The sequence below is a fragment of the Acinetobacter sp. 766875 genome (assembly GCF_000582055.1).
GTDB lineage: Bacteria > Pseudomonadota > Gammaproteobacteria > Pseudomonadales > Moraxellaceae > Acinetobacter > Acinetobacter nosocomialis.
The window spans coordinates 22,581-38,116 of record NZ_JEXX01000024.1 but is presented as its reverse complement, the minus strand read 5'-3'; the positions used below and the strand labels follow the sequence as shown (position 1 = coordinate 38,116).

Genomic DNA, 15,536 nt, shown 5'->3' with positions numbered 1-15,536 from the left:
CATTAAAAATTTGAGGTTATGTCTATGAGTTCTTGCACGCATGAACATCATGATTCTTTGCATGGTGTACATGATCACCATAATGTCGCAAGTCGTTTAGCTGAAGCAGAAACTTTATGTTCTGCAGTTGGCGCACGTCTTACGCCTTTACGTAAAGAAGTTCTTGAGCTCATTTTAAATGCTTCAGGTCCAATGGGTGCGTATGACTTATTAGCACGTATTAAAAGTCAGACAGATCGCCCTGCCGCTCCGCCTACTGTTTATAGAACTTTAGACTTCTTATTAGAAAAGGGTCTAATTCATCGCTTAACATCTATTAATGCTTATATTCCATGCTGTCATCCACGTGAAGGACATCAAGCTGCATTCTTAATTTGCACCGAATGTCACACTGTTAAAGAAGCATCTTCACAAGGTCTAACTCAACAACTCGACCAACTTGCAGCTTTAGATGATTTCACAGCACAACACAGCATTATTGAAATTTCGGGGAAATGCCAGCAGTGCCGCACAGCTCGCTAAATCCTGTATTAATACAACTTGAACAGGTTTCTGTTCGCCGTGATGATCGGGATATATTAAAAAAAGTCGATTTTGATCTGCACCAAAATGAAATTGTGACCTTAATTGGTCCGAATGGTGCGGGTAAATCGACTTTAATTAAAGTTCTACTTGGTATTTTAAAGCCAAGTAGCGGACGTGTCATAAGCGATAAAAAACTAAAAATGGCTTATGTCCCTCAAAAATTTAATCCCTCTCATAGTCTTCCTTTACGTGTTCAAGATTTATTAAATCTTGAAAAGTGTAGCCCTGCCCTTCGTCAGGAAATTATTCAAGACACCGGTATTGCAAAGTTACAACAATCAAAAGTTCAACAACTTTCCGGTGGTGAACGTCAACGTGTACTATTGGCACGCGCTTTACTTAGAAAACCAGATATTCTCGTTCTTGATGAACCGATGCAAGGTCTAGATATTCAATCTGAAGCTGAGCTTTATGAATATGTGCGTAGTCTGCCGGAGCGTTATGGATGCGCCATCTTAATTGTTTCCCATGACCTACAATGGGTTATGCAAGGCACGCATAGAGTTGTTTGTTTAAACAAACATATATGTTGTAGCGGATTACCCGAAAATATTCAGCAGCATCCTGAATATCAGGCAATATTTGGCACCCAGCGAGTCTTTTATCAACACCATCATGACCACTGTGCGCATGGTGATGCGGCACACCCCTGCCCTCACAATAGTAGACCTCACATCCACCCAGAACCGGAAGCTTAAGCCATGATGGAATGGTTACAATTATTGTTGCCCGCATGGATTATGGGAACCCTATTGGTCTTTTTGACCGCACCACTTGGTTGTCTCATGCTATGGAGACGTATGTCTTTTTTTGCAGACACCATGGCACATGGAACCTTACTTGGGGTAGCAATTGCTGGTGCTTTAAGCCTTCCCCTCTGGCTTGGCGTGGCAGGTACGGCTATTTTATTAGTCGCTATTTTATGGGCACTACATGACAATCGTTTACCAAACGATGCTTTGCTTGCCCTATGTTCAGCAACATTACTATGTAGTGGCCTCCTGTTTATTCAGCATGTTCCAAGTTTAAGACCGGAGCTTTTAAGTTATTTATTCGGTGACTTACTGAGTATTGACTGGCCAGACCTACCTGTTTTCACATTAATTATTGCTATATCACTAGCAATTCTTTATCGCTTTTGGCAACCTCAAATTCAAATTGCAATTGATCCGGACATTGCGATTAGTGAAGGTGTGAATGCGAAATGGCAGCGTCTTATCTTCATGTTACTGCTAGCCTTATTTACAGTATTAGCTTTACGTGCAGTTGGTTCACTTTTAATGGGAGCACTACTGGTTATTCCAGCATTGAGTGCCCGATTACTCGCTCACTCACCAAAGCAAATGGTTATTTGGGCTTTTGTTTTAGCTCAACTCGGTGTCAGTGTTGGCCTATGGTCAAGCGCAGCACTTAATATCTCGACTGGCCTCAGTATTGTTTTATGTATGGCTTTGAGTTTTGCTCTTATTTTTATGGTTCAAAAAATCAAAAATCAAACTCAAGCGGCCTAAATCAGGCTGCTTGATGGACCGTACTTAGCAATAATGCTGCGCAACTAAACATGACAGCAAAACCACGGTTCAAATATTTTTGTTGCTTAGGAGAACGTAGTAATCTTAAAACTTTTGAAGCTAGCCCTGTATAACCAGCCATTACAATCAAATCAATCGTAACCATAGTGGCTGCCATAATCAGGTATTGTATCCATTGAGGTTTGTTTAAATCTAAGAACTGAGGCAAAACTGCCAATAAAAATACAATCGCTTTAGGGTTACTGATATTGACCACAAATCCATTTAATAGCAGAGCAGAAACAGTTTTATCCTTTTTTTCGTGTTGAATTTCTATGTCTTTTACTGGTGCAGTCCACTGCAAATAAGCTAAATACAGCAAATAAGCCACCCCAAACCACTTAACAGCCTGAAAAGCTAATGGGGTCGTTGCAAATAAAACGCCTACACCTGCCGCCACAATCATGATTTGAATTAACAAGGCGATTTGCAAGCCAATTGCATTCCAGTAGCCATGTCTAAAGCCATAATTTAAGCCGCTCGACATAGAAGCAATAGCCCCTGCTCCCGGAGAAATACTAATGACCCAACAGGCCAACATATAAGCAAACCAAACTTGCAAAGACATAGCGAAAATAGGCAATAAAAGTGGAATTATACCGTTTTATAAAACTATCGCGGCGATAATTCAAACAATAAAATCAATAAATAGACTACTAACAGCTCTTCGCATCAGGCACAATAATTAAAGCTCATACTAAATTATAATTGAGGAGAGATCTTCTAATGACTGCTCAATCTGTCATTTTGCCATTACCATCTGATCATGCCCGTTTTATTGTTCTTCGTTTAAAAGATCTAACAATTGCTGAATTAAAAGAACAACTCGAAGCTTTATTCGAAACACGTGACCGTCTCATTACTCAGCATTCAGACGCGCAAATTAAAACAGCAGTCGCTTTTGGTCCAGAACTTTGGAAGCAACTTTACAGTCAATCTCCTGCTGGTTTTAAACAACTTGAACCAGAAAATGGCGCATTCAATATGCCAGTCGTACCAGCTGATGTGCTTATTCACATTGCCAGTATGCGTTCTGATATCTGTTTTGCTTTAAGCCAAGCATTTTTTGAAGGCATTAAAGATAAAGTTGAGGTTCTGGATGAGCGTGTTTGTTTCCGGTACTTCGATGGTCGAGATATTACTGGCTTTATAGATGGTACTGAAAATCCTCAATTTCCAGACGACCGCGCAGAAACCGCCCTCCTCCCAGAAAGTGCTGGAGTATTTGCAGATGGTAGTTTCATCTTTGCACAGCGCTATGCACACGACTTAGAAAAATGGAAAAAACTTAAAGTCGACGCACAAGAAAATGTCATGGGCCGTACCAAGCTTGAATCTATTGAATTAGATGATGATGTTAAACCGGAAAATGCCCATGTCGCTCGTACTGTCGTTGAAGATGATGAAGGCGAAGAAATGGAAATTTTACGTCACAGCTTACCTTACGGTGATGGTCGAGGTGATCAAGGCCTATTCTTCATTGCCTACACCAAAGACCTGAACATTATTGATGCGATGTTAAAGCGTATGTTTGGTACAAGTGGCGATGGCATTCATGACCGCTTACTGCACTTCGTGACACCACTTGACGGGGCATATTACTTTGCACCAAGTGAAGAATTGCTAGAAGAAATTTTAGAGGATTAAGTTTTTTAAAAAGTAGCTATCACCACGGTAGCTACTTTTTTATTTAAAACCAAAGAAAAAACGAGTACTTTGACATTCTACAAAAATATTATCTTTACCTTTATAAATTAATAAAAATCACTCTTAAATATAAACTTAAGGCCCATTCGCATTTCTTATTTCAAGCATTTCATTACAGTCTTTAGAAGTGGAATAAACAAAAATTCGTTTATCTTGATTTTCTAGCAAAATAGCGTCTTTATTTTCACCAAAGGCGTTTTTAGAGATATCACACTTATAAGCTGACAGTTGAAAGTTCTTTACGACCTCACATTTAGGCTCAGCAACACTCTCATTAAAACCATACCATTGCGTAATATTTGGATTTGAACAAGAGATTTCCCCCACTTGATCAGCTGTTTTAAGCTCCTTCTCCGCACTCTCTTTCTTTTCACTTACAGCAGAGTCTGATTGATTTTTATCCACCTGCACCACATCTGACTTATGATTAGCATCATGTTGAGTTTTATCTGGACTTTTATCGCTACAAGCCATTAAAGCGCCTATAAAAATTAAAATATAAATATTTTTCATGAAAAAGTACTCATAATTCTGTGCTATTTAAAAAAACTCATCTTAATTAAAGCTATTAGCTAGCAAGTATATCTAATATTAAACACAGAAAAACTTATGAATATAGATTAATAATATGCATTTATAAAAGGTGAATCATCTATTTTATTTTAGGAGATACAAAAGCCTTTATAGCCAAATTAAGTTAATAAAAAAGGGAGTATCTTACTCCCTTTTTTACACGTCCAATATTTTAGAAAGGAATACGTTTATATTTACGGTATTCTGGCTTCCAAAACGATTGATCAATCTTCTGCTTAAGCAAATCATCACTAATGGTCACAGCCACACCATCTGCCATTGCAGCTTTTGCCACTTCAAATGCAATCACTTTAGACACTTGTTGAATCTCGCCTAAAGGTGGCAATAAGTCAGCTTGTGGATCTTTGAGCAACGGTGAACAGTCTGCTAAAGCACTACTTGATGCCATAAGCATGTTTTCTGTAACGCGTTTAGCGCCTGATGCTACTACACCTAAACCAATACCAGGAAAGATGTATGAGTTGTTGCACTGCGAAATATTGTAAAGCTTGCCGTGATGATTTACAGGTGCAAATGGACTACCCGTTGCAATTAATGCCTTTCCTTCAGTCCACTCCACAATATCAGCTGGTACAGCTTCCACACGTGAAGTCGGGTTAGATAACGGCATCACAATTGGTCGTTCACAATTGGCAGCCATGGTCTTAATAATTTCTTCAGTGAATAGGCCCGGCTGACCAGAAACACCGATTAATACTGTAGGCTTGGCATTTTTAACAACATCAAGTAACGAAATTACTTCTTCAATGTTGCCCCATTGGTCTACTACTTCAGCTTTCTGAGCTAATTTAAGTTGGAAGTCTAATAGGTTCGGCTGGTTTTCAGTGATTAAACCAAAACGATCTACCATGTAAACACGAGCACGTGCTTCAGCATCGGTTAGACCTTCTGAAACCATTTGTGCAACGATTTGCTCTGCAATACCACACCCCGCTGAACCCGCCCCTAAGAAAGTAATTTTCTGATCTTTTAATTGTTTACCTGCTGCACGGCTTGCAGCAATCAAACTACCAACAGAAACCGCTGCTGTTCCTTGAATATCATCATTGAAACAACAAATTTTATCGCGATATTTTTCTAATAGCGGCATCGCATTTTTTTGTGCGAAATCTTCAAACTGGATGAGTGCTTTTGGCCAACGACGTTTTACAGCTTCAATCACCATATCTACAAATTCATAATACTCATCACCACTAATACGTGGTTGACGCCATCCCATGTAGATCGGGTCATTTAATAATTGAGGGTTATTCGTCCCTACATCGATTGTGATTGGCAATGTGTATGCAGGGCTAATACCACCACATGCGGTATAAAGCGAAAGTTTTCCAATTGGAATACCCATACCGCCAATGCCTTGATCACCAAGGCCTAAAATACGTTCACCATCCGTAATCACGATGACTTTAACGTTGTTTTTATTAACGTTCTGCAAAATATCATCAATCACATCGCGATCTGGATATGAAATAAAAACACCACGATGACGGCGATAGATATCAGAGAAACGTTGACATGCCTCACCTACGGTTGGTGTGTAAATAATTGGCATCATCTCTTCAAGATGATTTTCAATTAAATGGTAGAACAGAGTTTCGTTAGTATCTTGGATATTACGTAAATAGATGTGCTTATTAATATCATCATTGAAAGCGCAATATTGCTGATAAGAGCGTTGGCTTTGCTCTTCAATAGTCTCAATAATATGTGGAAGTAACCCGTGTAAGTTAAAGTTACTTCTTTCTTCTTGAGTGAAAGCGGACCCTTTATTTAAAAGGGGTAACTCTAAAAGTGTATAGCCTGCATAAGGGATATAAAGTGGGTGTTTACTTGGGTGTCCTGATATCATTGCCTATCTCATTTTCCAGCTTAGAACTCCGAAAAGTACAGTTTCAGCACTCTCTAAAGCTCGTTGTATGCGTAAGCTTAAGACTATTTAATACAAAATAGGTATTTTAAACCGTGATATTGAAATTGAATACTATTTAGAAAAAACATGCAACAAAATTAATATTAAAAATTAATTACTTACATTTTTCATCTTTTTTAAAATTATTCTTAATTAACTCTATATCTGACTTAAAATCTTATATTTTCTTACTAGCTTACATTTTCATAAAAAATACCAAGTGTTTTACTACCTTATAATTTAAAAAATATTGCCTACAAAGCCTGTATTTACGTATTTTCAGAATTGAATCACATTCATTTTTTAATATTTACAAAAAAAATAGTTATACGGAACTTCAAGAAAGAAATTAAATGAAAGCGTTAAATGCACTCCCCTAACTCATAGGAAATTTGCTATATTTGACGTTTTTCTGCGACATCTATTTTCGATTGATATGAATACGGCAATACAAGCAGCTCTCGACCATGCAGTGCAAACCCTTCAGCAAGAAGGTGTGCTTCCTTCGGATTGGAATAATTCAAGCAATTTAACGCGCACCAAAGACCGAAGCCATGGCGACTTTGCTTCTAATATTGCCATGATTGGCTCTAAAGCTGCTGGTATGAAACCACGCGATTTAGCTGAGAAAATTCTAGCAGCATTACCAGAAGTTGCAGACATCAGCAAAGCTGAAATCGCAGGTCCTGGTTTTATCAATTTCTTTTTAAATGCAGACCAACGTTTTGCGATTCTTGACCAAATTCAAGCTCAAAAAGAAAGCTTTGGTCGTAGCCAATCAAATGCAGCTAAAAAGATTCAGGTTGAATTTGTTTCTGCAAACCCGACATCTAGCCTACATGTAGGTCACGGTCGCGGTGCTGCTTATGGTATGACTGTTGCAAACTTACTTGAAGCAACAGGTGCAAAAGTTGACCGTGAGTACTACGTGAATGATGCTGGCCGTCAAATGGATATTTTGGCGACTTCTACCTATTTACGTTATTTAGAATTATTGGGTCAAAATCTTGTATTCCCAAAAAATGCTTATCAAGGCGACTACGTTAAAGAGATCGCCCAAAGCATTATCGACAAAGATAACAATGCATATGTTCGTGATGTAGCAGACGTCTATAAAGATGTACCAGAAGATGTGCAATATGCTGAAGAGCTAGATAGCGAAGGCAACAAAGTCGTGTTATCTGGTGATAAAGAAAAGCATATTGATGGCCTTATTGCCAACTCACAGCAGTTATTAGGTGAAGGCTACCGCGTATTCCATCAAGCAGCTCTTCATGCCATTTTAGATGATATTAAAGATGACCTTGCTGACTTCGGCGTAACCTTTAACCAATGGTTTAGCGAAGCGTCTCTTAGCGCAAAAATTGACGAAGCGTTGGAAACACTTGATCAACGCGGCTTCTTATATGAAAAAGATGGCAACATCTGGTTTAAATCGACTGAATTTGGCGATGAAAAAGACCGTGTTGTTAAACGTCGTAATGGTCAAACGACTTACTTTGCATCTGACATTGCATACCACTTAAATAAACTACAACGTGGTTATACCGACCTTGTTGATATTTGGGGTTCTGACCACCACGGTTATATCTCTCGCGTAAAAGCTGCGATTGATGCAATGGGTTATGACTCGAAAAAATTAACTGTTCTTTTAGTTCAGTTCGTAAGTTTATGGCGCGGTGGTGAGATGGTTCAAATGTCATCTCGTTCGGGTCAGTTCGTGACTTTACGCGACTTACGTAAAGAAGTTGGTAACGATGCTGCACGTTTTTATTATGTAATGCGTAAGAGCGAACAACACATTGACTTTGACCTTGACCTTGCTGTGTCACAAAGTAAAGATAATGCGGTGTATTATATTCAATATGCTCATGCACGTATTTGCCGCATGTTAGAAAAAGCAACAAGCACTGGCTTACAATTTGAAGTAAGTGCCGCTCGTTCACATGCTGCGCGCTTGTCACTTGATGCAGAAACTGAAATTCTTGCTAAACTGGCTGCATATCCAGACGTTGTATTACGTGCTGCTAATGCGTATGAACCGCACCAAGTAGGTAACTACTTAAAAGAATTAGCTGCGCTATTCCACGGTTGGTACAATGAGCATAAAGTTCTAAGTGATGATGCTGAACTTACACAAGCACGCTTATTACTTTCAATCAACGTACAACAAGTACTGCGCAATGGCTTAGAATTACTCGGTGTTTCTGCACCTGAAGCCATGTAAGTTCATGTTGGGGTATTTGGCAAAGTCATATACCCCTTCGTGTTGCAAGAAATAACGCTTTGTAAGGACTTCACCTATACAAAGCGATGTTTTAAAGTAAACGAGAACTAAACTCGAAATAAAACAATCAAAAGACAGAGGAATAATCCACGTGTTTGGCAAAACGCAACGCGGTGTATCTGAAAGACCTAATAAGCCTAAAAAGCCTTTAATTCCTAAATGGTTAGGGACACTTGTCGCTATTTTAGCGGTCTTATGTATCGCAGTAGTGCTCATGCTTTGGAAACCGTGGCAACCTGTTTCTTCAAAAAACCAGATTACTTCTGACCACTACAAAGAAGAAGAAACCAATAAAGATTACCGTTTTTACGATTTATTACCTCAACAGCAAGTTACCCCTATTCCGGAACAGGCTATTCCAGAAAGTAAAAACCAAGGTACCGCTATGATTGTAGAGGCACCTAGCACAGCTCAACCTGCGGCATCAGAAGCTGTTGCTAGTACTGATGATAATACGGACTCTACAGCTGCTGCACCTCAACAACCAAATTACATTTTACAAGTCCGTAGCTATGCCGATCCGGATCAAGCAGATGCTCGACGCGCAGAAATCATTTTAAATGGCTTATCGGCTGATGTAATTAGAAGCTCAGAAAATGGTAAGACGTGGTACCGTGTTATTTCTGGTCCATATGATACCCAAGAAGCTGCACTTGCTGCTCAGCAAACCTTACAGCATAGCGGCATTGACTCTATCGTAATTAAACGCAAATAAAGCATAAGTAATAAAAAAGGAACAAATATTTGTTCCTTTTCTTTTATATATCAGCACAATTTCTTTCGTTTGACCCCAAACCTTTCTGTCTTGCTTTTTGAAAAGCTGGTCTTTGCTGAATCCGATGTAAAAATGCTTGAATATGCGGATATTTACCTTGAAGACGTGACTGTAGAGCCTCTAATGGAAAACTCATCTGAATATCGGCAAATGAAAAATCCCCTGCAAAATACTCATGCTCAGACAAGTAATTTTCTAAAAAACTAATATGATCTTTCATACGTGGACGAACAAAATTTGCTTTAACCCCTTCTGTAATTTTCTTTGCTACAGGTTGAATTAACCAAGGTACATGTTTATTCACGTTATTCATCACTAGAGTCATGACCAATAAGGGCATAAGTGAACCTTCGGCATAGTGCATCCAGTAAATATACTGCTGCAAATCCTGAGCTTGCTTAGGTTTAAACTGCTGATTTTGATCATAACGTTGCTGCAAATACTCTAAAATAACAGCTGATTCTGCAATAACTTGCTCATCGTCTGTCAAAATTGGCGCCTTGCCGAGCGGGTGGATACATTTCAAAGTTTCTGGTGCAGAATAGTTGGGAAGACGTTGATAATAATGAATATCATAATCTAAGCCTAACTCTTCTAAAGCCCATAAAATCCGAAACGATCGCGAACATTCCAGGTGGTGTACACTAATCATGATACTGCCTACTTTTATTTTTCTTTTTTACATAAAAAACAGCATGTGAACATGCTGTTTTATTCCATTTGTGGGATGGATATAAAATCATCCACCGCAACAAAATAGCATTTTTATGCTGCAACAAGCACAGTATGAATGTCTAAACTACGTAACAAAGTTTTAGTTACTGGCGTTTTACTACATACCGTTAAGATTTTTTGTTGAAGCTCTTCGTTCGGCAACTCTTTAAAAACAATACGACGCTCGATATGTTCTTCATGCTCACGATTGGTATGAAAATCAATTTCAACCGAAAACTCACCAAAGTCATAATCTTTATGCTTTGCATACATTCTTAAAGTAATGAGTGTACAAGCTGCCAGACTTCCAGTCAGCAAATCATAAGGTGCTGGACCTTGATCATGACCTTCTAATTTTTCTGGCTCATCACAAAAGTATTGATGGCGGCCACTGGTAATCTCACCCTTCCACTGTTCAGCAAGTGGCTTTGCTTTACTGCTCGCGATTACTGCTGTCATTTTGATGCTCTCATTTGATCTGGAAGAACTGGGGCTTCTAAACGTGCGCCAACATAATCGGGAATTTCGCCAAAACGTACATCATGATTAATCCACTGCTCACGCGCTTCTTTTAAATCATCCATAGTACGTGCTACAAAGTTCCACCATAATAAGATTGGAGTTTCAAAAGGTTCACCACCAATTAATAGCACACGGTTCCCTTTCTTTACTTCAATCTCAATTTCACTTAAACCCGTGTCTAATACCACCATATTGTCAGCGGTAAGTTCATGGCCATTCACATGAGCAACCCCATCTAATGCCATAAAACCATATTCAAATTCAGGATTTAATGGAATACGTGTTTTAGTATCACGGGTAGCAATTACATCAACACCTACTAATGGTGTATGCACCACGACTGGAGAAGTCGTCTCTAAATATTCACCCACAAGTACAGTAAATTCTAGACCATCTTTTTCAACAACAGGCAACTCAGGATAATGTTCAAATTTCGGATCCATATTGCGCTTATGATCAGGTAAAGCAATCCAGAGCTGCGCAGCATGCATTTGGGTTTCAGTATCAGGTGCAACTTCTGTATGAGAGATACCATAACCGGCTGTCATTAAATTAACTTGTTTAGGACGAATTAATTGTTTTGAACCTAAGCTATCGGTATGCATCATGGTACCTTCAATCATCCACGTGAAGGTTTGCAAACCAATATGCGGGTGCGGACCCACATCTAAACCATTACCTGCAGGAAATGTTACCGGGCCTGCATGATCCAGAAAACACCACGCTCCAATCATTCGCTTTTGTCGGCTAGGTAAAGCCCGCTTAATCACCGTCCCCTGTCCAATTTCAGCAGAGCGAATTGGAAATTCCTGAATGAATTGATTGGCAAATTTCTCGCAATCCTTTGAATCAGAAATATCGTAATCGTTATTATTGCTCATGATATTACTCTCTTTTACCTATGCTTTTGCAATGAGTTGTTATACTGATCTTAACAATACACTTATTATTCAATATAGTCTTTTAGTAATACACAGGGTCTTATGAATGAGACAATCGATTTTTAATTATAAAATAGAAAATAATTAAAGCTGCTTTAAGCAGCTTAAGATGATTGAGTTTTAACGAGCTGTTTTAGATTTTTCATAAATTGCCCGAACTGGGGAAAGAACTCTTGAAACAGTGGATGGTCCCGATTTTCCAACATGACTTCACTAAAAAGTTTTAGACCAACTCCAAAAGATTTCGTAGTTTGATCATCGAAAAATTCTGCGTTCTTTAACTTTTCAACAATCTCAAAAATGTCGTCATGATTACCGGTATAGAACTCGAGCCTTTCCGTATAGTTAGAAACTTCGCCTTTGGCATCTTTTAAATGTTGTACAGTAACGTGATATTGATGCTGTTTCATATATAAATTCTCTATTAAAAATTAATGGTTTTGGATAATTTCAATCTGCTTCAAGTCAACTTGAAATTGAGTAAATACAGATTGCAAACTCGCTAGAAATTGTTCTTGTTTCGCTTGTGTCAACTCTGCACAATAAATTTGTAGAAGTTGATTATTGGCTAAGTCTGATAAATTAAATTTCGCTTCACCACGCTGAAATTGAGTATTTGAGATTAAGCCTGCTCCTTCCAAATCACTGATCACCCGATAAACTGTTGCCAAGCTCAACTTCTGTTTTTGGGTATAGAGCTTTTGATAAATCTGTTTAACCGTTAAATCTTCCGCTTGCTCCTGAATTAAAGATAAAACAACAAGTCTTGGATGAGTGACTTTTAAGCCCGCTTCTTTGATTTTTTGCTGTAGCTCTAGCATGGCTTATCTCAACTTATAGGCGCCCGATTGCAACCGCAGCCTGATCAATTTTTTCGGCAATTTGATAGATCTGCTCTCGCTGCAAATCAGTTGTATTGAGTTTCAAACGTAAAGCCGTCTTTAAGTTTTCCATGGCGCGGTGAATTTCAATTAATTGATCATTACTGTGAATTTCACGTCTTAAACGCAATTTCTCTAACAGCCCACTTAGTTTGTCCTGTTGTTCAGTTAAGTAAGCTTTCCCAAATTCTGTGATTTGATATTGCTTACGCTCTACGTCTAACAAGTTAATGAGGTTCATTTCTTCCAGACTGGTTAAAGTCGGATAGATTGTTCCCGCACTTGGTGTATAGCCATCTCCCACCAAATCACTGATTTCTTTAATAATTTCATAACCATGCTTAGGGCTTTGCTGAATAAGGTGGAGTACCAGAAGTTTCATACGTCCCGCTTCAAAAAGTCTTCCACGGCGTCCTGAACGGTGATGTCCGTGGTGATGTTCATTGTGCTCAGTATGATGATGTTCTGATTGTTGTTTCATCTTTAAAGATTCTCTAATATGTTTAATTTATGCATATTAAGATATATCTTAATATATCTTTTATCAAGTATAAGTAATATTATACGACCTATTGTATTGATATTTATTAGGTTTAATTTTTAGCTTTAAAAGTTAAGCAATAAAAAAGAGTGCTTAAGCATCTTACTAGCTCGTTTTCTGAGAAGAAGTTTAAGCTGACGAAAGAAAATAATATTTAGGATGAATTTCTTATAAAATGTAATATGTTAATTTTTCTTTTTAATCATAAATAATATGCACTTGTGTTATTTAAGCGATTTAACATTAGCAGATGTCTCTAATTTAGTTAGACTTTATACAAATGATACGACTAGAAAGTATTTAGGTGGACCCCTGGAAGTATCTCTGGCTCAAACGCGAGCACATACTGATATTAATACTCCAAGTAAATTACCTATTTGGGCAATTCGGTCTTCTACTGATCATAATTTTCTAGGAATTATATCTCTGGATACTCATCATGACGGCTCAGATATCGAAGTATCGTATGAATTGCTGCCAGAATATATGGGATATGGATATGCAACTCAAGCACTTGAATTTGTTTTAAATTATTCATTTAATGAATTAAATCTTAAGAAAGTAATAGCTGAGACTCAAACACAGAACAAAGCATCAATCAAATTACTAGAACGTGTTGGAATGGTTTTTGAGAAATCAGTAGAACGTTTTGGTTCAAATCAAAGTATTTTTTTTATTACTAATCACCAGTATATCGATAAACATAAATAATGCTTTTATCAATAGACATAAAAAAGGCAGGATTAAATCCTGCCTTTTCATTTGCTTATTCCCACTCAATCGTTGCTGGTGGTTTAGATGACACGTCGTATACCACACGTGATACATCTTTAATTTCATTCATAATACGCGTTGAGATTTTATCAACCAATTCGTATGGTAAATGTGCAAAACGAGCTGTCATAAAGTCAACTGTTTCAACTGCACGAAGCGCAATTACCCAAGCATAACGACGGCCATCACCTACTACACCAACTGACTTAACAGGTTGGAACACAGCAAACGCTTGAGCAGTTTTATCATACCAACCACTGTCACGAAGCTCTTGCATGAAGATGTCATCAGCAAGACGAAGAATATCTGCATATTCTTTTTTCACTTCACCCAAAATACGAACGCCTAAACCAGGGCCTGGGAATGGATGGCGGTAAATCATGCTATGCGGTAAACCAAGTGTAGTACCTAATTTACGTACTTCATCTTTAAACAAGTCACGTAAAGGTTCAACCAATTCAAATGCTAAATCGTCTGGTAAACCACCCACATTGTGGTGAGATTTAATAACGTGTGCTTTACCTTGTTTGCTTGCAGCAGATTCAATTACGTCTGGGTAAATCGTACCTTGCGCCAAGAATTTCACGCCATCAAGTTTACGTGCTTCTTCAGCAAATACTTCGATAAATTCACGGCCAATGATCTTACGTTTTTTCTCTGGATCAACTTCCCCAGCCAATGCATTTAAGAAACGTTGTTCAGCATCTGCACGAATTACACGGATACCCATGTTTTCGGCAAACATTTGCATCACTTGGTCACCTTCGTTTAAACGAAGTAAACCGTTATCAACAAATACACATGTTAACTGATCGCCAATTGCTTTGTGCAAAAGTGCAGCAACAACAGATGAGTCAACACCACCAGAAAGACCCAAAAGAACCTTTTCATTACCGATTTGTTCACGTAATTGTTCTACACGTAAATCGATAATGTGTTCAGGTGTCCAAAGGCCACCACATCCACAAATTTTATGAACAAAGTTTGCAAGTAACTCTTCACCTTTTGCCGTGTGCGTTACTTCTGGGTGGAATTGCACGCCATAGAAACGACGTGCTTCATCACTTACAGCAGCAACTGGACAGCTTGGTGTGCTTGCAGTAATTGTAAAACCTTCTGGAATTTTGCTCACTTTGTCGCCGTGGCTCATCCAAACGTGTAACTGGTTTTCGCGGTCTTGTAAGTTGCCAATAAGTTGGTCACGTTTAACGATATCAACTTCGGCATAACCAAACTCATGTACAGTACCCGGCTCAACTTTACCGCCTAACTGTTCAGACATGGTTTGTAAACCATAGCAAATACCCAATACTGGAACGCCTAATTCAAACACCACTTGCGGTGCTCGTGGGCTGCCCTCTTCATGCACACTCTCAGGTCCACCTGATAAAATGATACCGTTTGGCTTAAAAGCACGGATGTCTTCTTCAGACATATCAAAGGCATACATTTCAGAGTAAACACCAGCTTCACGTACACGACGTGCAATGAGCTGACTATATTGAGAGCCGAAATCCAGGATCAGGATACGATCTTCAGTAATTTGAGTATTGGTAGTCATGACAAACCACTAAATGGCAAAAGAATTAAGCGCGCCATTTTAACATTTTTCACGCTTCGGCGCACCGCAAATCATCATATATCTTATTTTTTTCATATCAGAATCATTTCTATATTGGGATTGATCAATATAAATTAAAATTTATTGATATTTATCAATATACTGCATACCCCT

17 protein-coding genes are annotated in these 15,536 nt (G+C 38.4%); 7 read left to right on the top strand and 10 right to left on the bottom strand.

Annotated features, from left to right (window positions below):
• The first annotated feature begins 24 nt into the window (after positions 1 to 24).
• Genes J576_RS16410 through znuB form a run of 3 tightly spaced genes read left to right on the top strand, consistent with a single transcriptional unit; the run spans position 25 to position 2,096 of the window.
• Positions 25 to 522 carry a transcriptional repressor gene (locus J576_RS16410; protein ID WP_002054239.1) on the top strand — a complete coding sequence of 166 codons (498 nt, stop codon included), beginning with the start codon at positions 25 to 27 and terminating at the stop codon, positions 520 to 522.
• Positions 495 to 1,283, top strand: coding sequence for a zinc ABC transporter ATP-binding protein ZnuC (znuC, locus tag J576_RS16405; RefSeq protein ID WP_006581278.1), 789 nt, complete (start codon positions 495 to 497; stop codon positions 1,281 to 1,283). The genes J576_RS16410 and znuC overlap by 28 nt, the downstream gene beginning before the upstream one ends.
• Before the next feature lie 3 nt (positions 1,284 to 1,286).
• On the top strand, positions 1,287 to 2,096 hold the full coding sequence (znuB, locus tag J576_RS16400; RefSeq protein WP_006581277.1) for a zinc ABC transporter permease subunit ZnuB: 810 nt from the start codon (positions 1,287 to 1,289) through the stop codon (positions 2,094 to 2,096).
• A 1-nt stretch (position 2,097) separates the two neighbouring features.
• Here the strand turns inward: znuB and J576_RS16395 are convergent, their stop codons facing one another.
• On the bottom strand, positions 2,098 to 2,724 hold the full coding sequence (locus J576_RS16395) for a LysE family transporter (RefSeq protein ID WP_017394267.1): 627 nt from the start codon (positions 2,722 to 2,724) through the stop codon (positions 2,098 to 2,100).
• Positions 2,725 to 2,882: 158 nt separating this feature from the next.
• On the opposite strand from J576_RS16395, the gene J576_RS16390 reads away from it, so the two are divergent.
• Positions 2,883 to 3,803 carry a Dyp-type peroxidase gene (locus J576_RS16390; protein WP_002054269.1) on the top strand — a complete coding sequence of 307 codons (921 nt, stop codon included), beginning with the start codon at positions 2,883 to 2,885 and terminating at the stop codon, positions 3,801 to 3,803.
• A 135-nt stretch (positions 3,804 to 3,938) separates the two neighbouring features.
• Here J576_RS16390 and J576_RS16385 read toward each other — a convergent pair whose 3' ends face one another.
• Together J576_RS16385 and J576_RS16380 are read right to left on the bottom strand one after the other, a co-directional pair.
• Positions 3,939 to 4,376: a hypothetical protein gene (locus tag J576_RS16385; protein WP_002054216.1), complete on the bottom strand. Its 438-nt coding sequence runs from the start codon at positions 4,374 to 4,376 to the stop codon at positions 3,939 to 3,941.
• A gap of 232 nt (positions 4,377 to 4,608) precedes the next feature.
• Positions 4,609 to 6,306, bottom strand: coding sequence for an NAD-dependent malic enzyme (locus tag J576_RS16380; protein WP_033855695.1), 1,698 nt, complete (start codon positions 6,304 to 6,306; stop codon positions 4,609 to 4,611).
• Positions 6,307 to 6,802: 496 nt separating this feature from the next.
• Between J576_RS16380 and argS the strand changes: the two genes are divergently transcribed.
• Together argS and J576_RS16370 are read left to right on the top strand one after the other, a co-directional pair.
• Positions 6,803 to 8,593, top strand: coding sequence for an arginine--tRNA ligase (argS, locus tag J576_RS16375; protein ID WP_002054250.1), 1,791 nt, complete (start codon positions 6,803 to 6,805; stop codon positions 8,591 to 8,593).
• Between the two features lie 151 nt (positions 8,594 to 8,744).
• Complete coding sequence (locus J576_RS16370) at positions 8,745 to 9,368, top strand: SPOR domain-containing protein (protein ID WP_002054229.1); 624 nt, start codon at positions 8,745 to 8,747, stop codon at positions 9,366 to 9,368.
• A 43-nt stretch (positions 9,369 to 9,411) separates the two neighbouring features.
• Here J576_RS16370 and J576_RS16365 read toward each other — a convergent pair whose 3' ends face one another.
• The 6 genes from J576_RS16365 to J576_RS16340 all read right to left on the bottom strand — a co-directional run bounded on the left by J576_RS16365 (position 9,412) and on the right by J576_RS16340 (position 12,967).
• Positions 9,412 to 10,080, bottom strand: a complete 669-nt coding sequence (locus J576_RS16365) for a glutathione S-transferase (RefSeq protein WP_002054180.1) — start codon at positions 10,078 to 10,080, stop codon at positions 9,412 to 9,414.
• 113 nt (positions 10,081 to 10,193) lie between these two features.
• The gene (locus tag J576_RS16360; RefSeq protein ID WP_002054254.1) at positions 10,194 to 10,601 is read right to left on the bottom strand and encodes an OsmC family protein; all 408 of its coding nucleotides are present in this window, start codon (positions 10,599 to 10,601) and stop codon (positions 10,194 to 10,196) included.
• Positions 10,598 to 11,545 (bottom strand): pirin family protein, encoded by a 948-nt coding sequence (locus J576_RS16355; RefSeq protein WP_002054246.1) that lies wholly within the window; start codon positions 11,543 to 11,545, stop codon positions 10,598 to 10,600. Before J576_RS16355 ends, J576_RS16360 begins: the two co-directional genes overlap by 4 nt.
• A 164-nt stretch (positions 11,546 to 11,709) precedes the next feature.
• Positions 11,710 to 12,015 carry a DUF3861 domain-containing protein gene (locus J576_RS16350; RefSeq protein ID WP_002054242.1) on the bottom strand — a complete coding sequence of 102 codons (306 nt, stop codon included), beginning with the start codon at positions 12,013 to 12,015 and terminating at the stop codon, positions 11,710 to 11,712.
• 21 nt (positions 12,016 to 12,036) lie between these two features.
• Positions 12,037 to 12,426 (bottom strand): Fur family transcriptional regulator, encoded by a 390-nt coding sequence (locus J576_RS16345; protein WP_002054265.1) that lies wholly within the window; start codon positions 12,424 to 12,426, stop codon positions 12,037 to 12,039.
• Positions 12,427 to 12,439: 13 nt separating this feature from the next.
• Positions 12,440 to 12,967, bottom strand: a complete 528-nt coding sequence (locus tag J576_RS16340; protein ID WP_002054144.1) for a PadR family transcriptional regulator — start codon at positions 12,965 to 12,967, stop codon at positions 12,440 to 12,442.
• Positions 12,968 to 13,240: 273 nt separating this feature from the next.
• Between J576_RS16340 and J576_RS16335 the strand changes: the two genes are divergently transcribed.
• The gene (locus J576_RS16335) at positions 13,241 to 13,738 is read left to right on the top strand and encodes a GNAT family N-acetyltransferase (protein WP_025468006.1); all 498 of its coding nucleotides are present in this window, start codon (positions 13,241 to 13,243) and stop codon (positions 13,736 to 13,738) included.
• 55 nt (positions 13,739 to 13,793) lie between these two features.
• On the opposite strand, the gene guaA is transcribed toward J576_RS16335, so the two are convergent.
• Positions 13,794 to 15,362 carry a glutamine-hydrolyzing GMP synthase gene (guaA, locus tag J576_RS16330; protein ID WP_002054280.1) on the bottom strand — a complete coding sequence of 523 codons (1,569 nt, stop codon included), beginning with the start codon at positions 15,360 to 15,362 and terminating at the stop codon, positions 13,794 to 13,796.
• Positions 15,363 to 15,536: the final 174 nt, after the last annotated feature.

Coding starts and splice junctions, on each gene's coding strand:
- J576_RS16410 (WP_002054239.1), top strand. CDS start 25: ATGAGTTCTTGCACGCATGAACATCATGATTCTTTGCATGGTGTACAT.
- znuC (WP_006581278.1), top strand. CDS start 495: ATGCCAGCAGTGCCGCACAGCTCGCTAAATCCTGTATTAATACAACTT.
- znuB (WP_006581277.1), top strand. CDS start 1,287: ATGATGGAATGGTTACAATTATTGTTGCCCGCATGGATTATGGGAACC.
- J576_RS16395 (WP_017394267.1), bottom strand. CDS start 2,724: ATGTCTTTGCAAGTTTGGTTTGCTTATATGTTGGCCTGTTGGGTCATT.
- J576_RS16390 (WP_002054269.1), top strand. CDS start 2,883: ATGACTGCTCAATCTGTCATTTTGCCATTACCATCTGATCATGCCCGT.
- J576_RS16385 (WP_002054216.1), bottom strand. CDS start 4,376: ATGAAAAATATTTATATTTTAATTTTTATAGGCGCTTTAATGGCTTGT.
- J576_RS16380 (WP_033855695.1), bottom strand. CDS start 6,306: ATGATATCAGGACACCCAAGTAAACACCCACTTTATATCCCTTATGCA.
- argS (WP_002054250.1), top strand. CDS start 6,803: ATGAATACGGCAATACAAGCAGCTCTCGACCATGCAGTGCAAACCCTT.
- J576_RS16365 (WP_002054180.1), bottom strand. CDS start 10,080: ATGATTAGTGTACACCACCTGGAATGTTCGCGATCGTTTCGGATTTTA.
- J576_RS16360 (WP_002054254.1), bottom strand. CDS start 10,601: ATGACAGCAGTAATCGCGAGCAGTAAAGCAAAGCCACTTGCTGAACAG.
- J576_RS16355 (WP_002054246.1), bottom strand. CDS start 11,545: ATGAGCAATAATAACGATTACGATATTTCTGATTCAAAGGATTGCGAG.
- J576_RS16350 (WP_002054242.1), bottom strand. CDS start 12,015: ATGAAACAGCATCAATATCACGTTACTGTACAACATTTAAAAGATGCC.
- J576_RS16345 (WP_002054265.1), bottom strand. CDS start 12,426: ATGCTAGAGCTACAGCAAAAAATCAAAGAAGCGGGCTTAAAAGTCACT.
- J576_RS16340 (WP_002054144.1), bottom strand. CDS start 12,967: ATGAAACAACAATCAGAACATCATCATACTGAGCACAATGAACATCAC.
- J576_RS16335 (WP_025468006.1), top strand. CDS start 13,241: ATGCACTTGTGTTATTTAAGCGATTTAACATTAGCAGATGTCTCTAAT.
- guaA (WP_002054280.1), bottom strand. CDS start 15,362: ATGACTACCAATACTCAAATTACTGAAGATCGTATCCTGATCCTGGAT.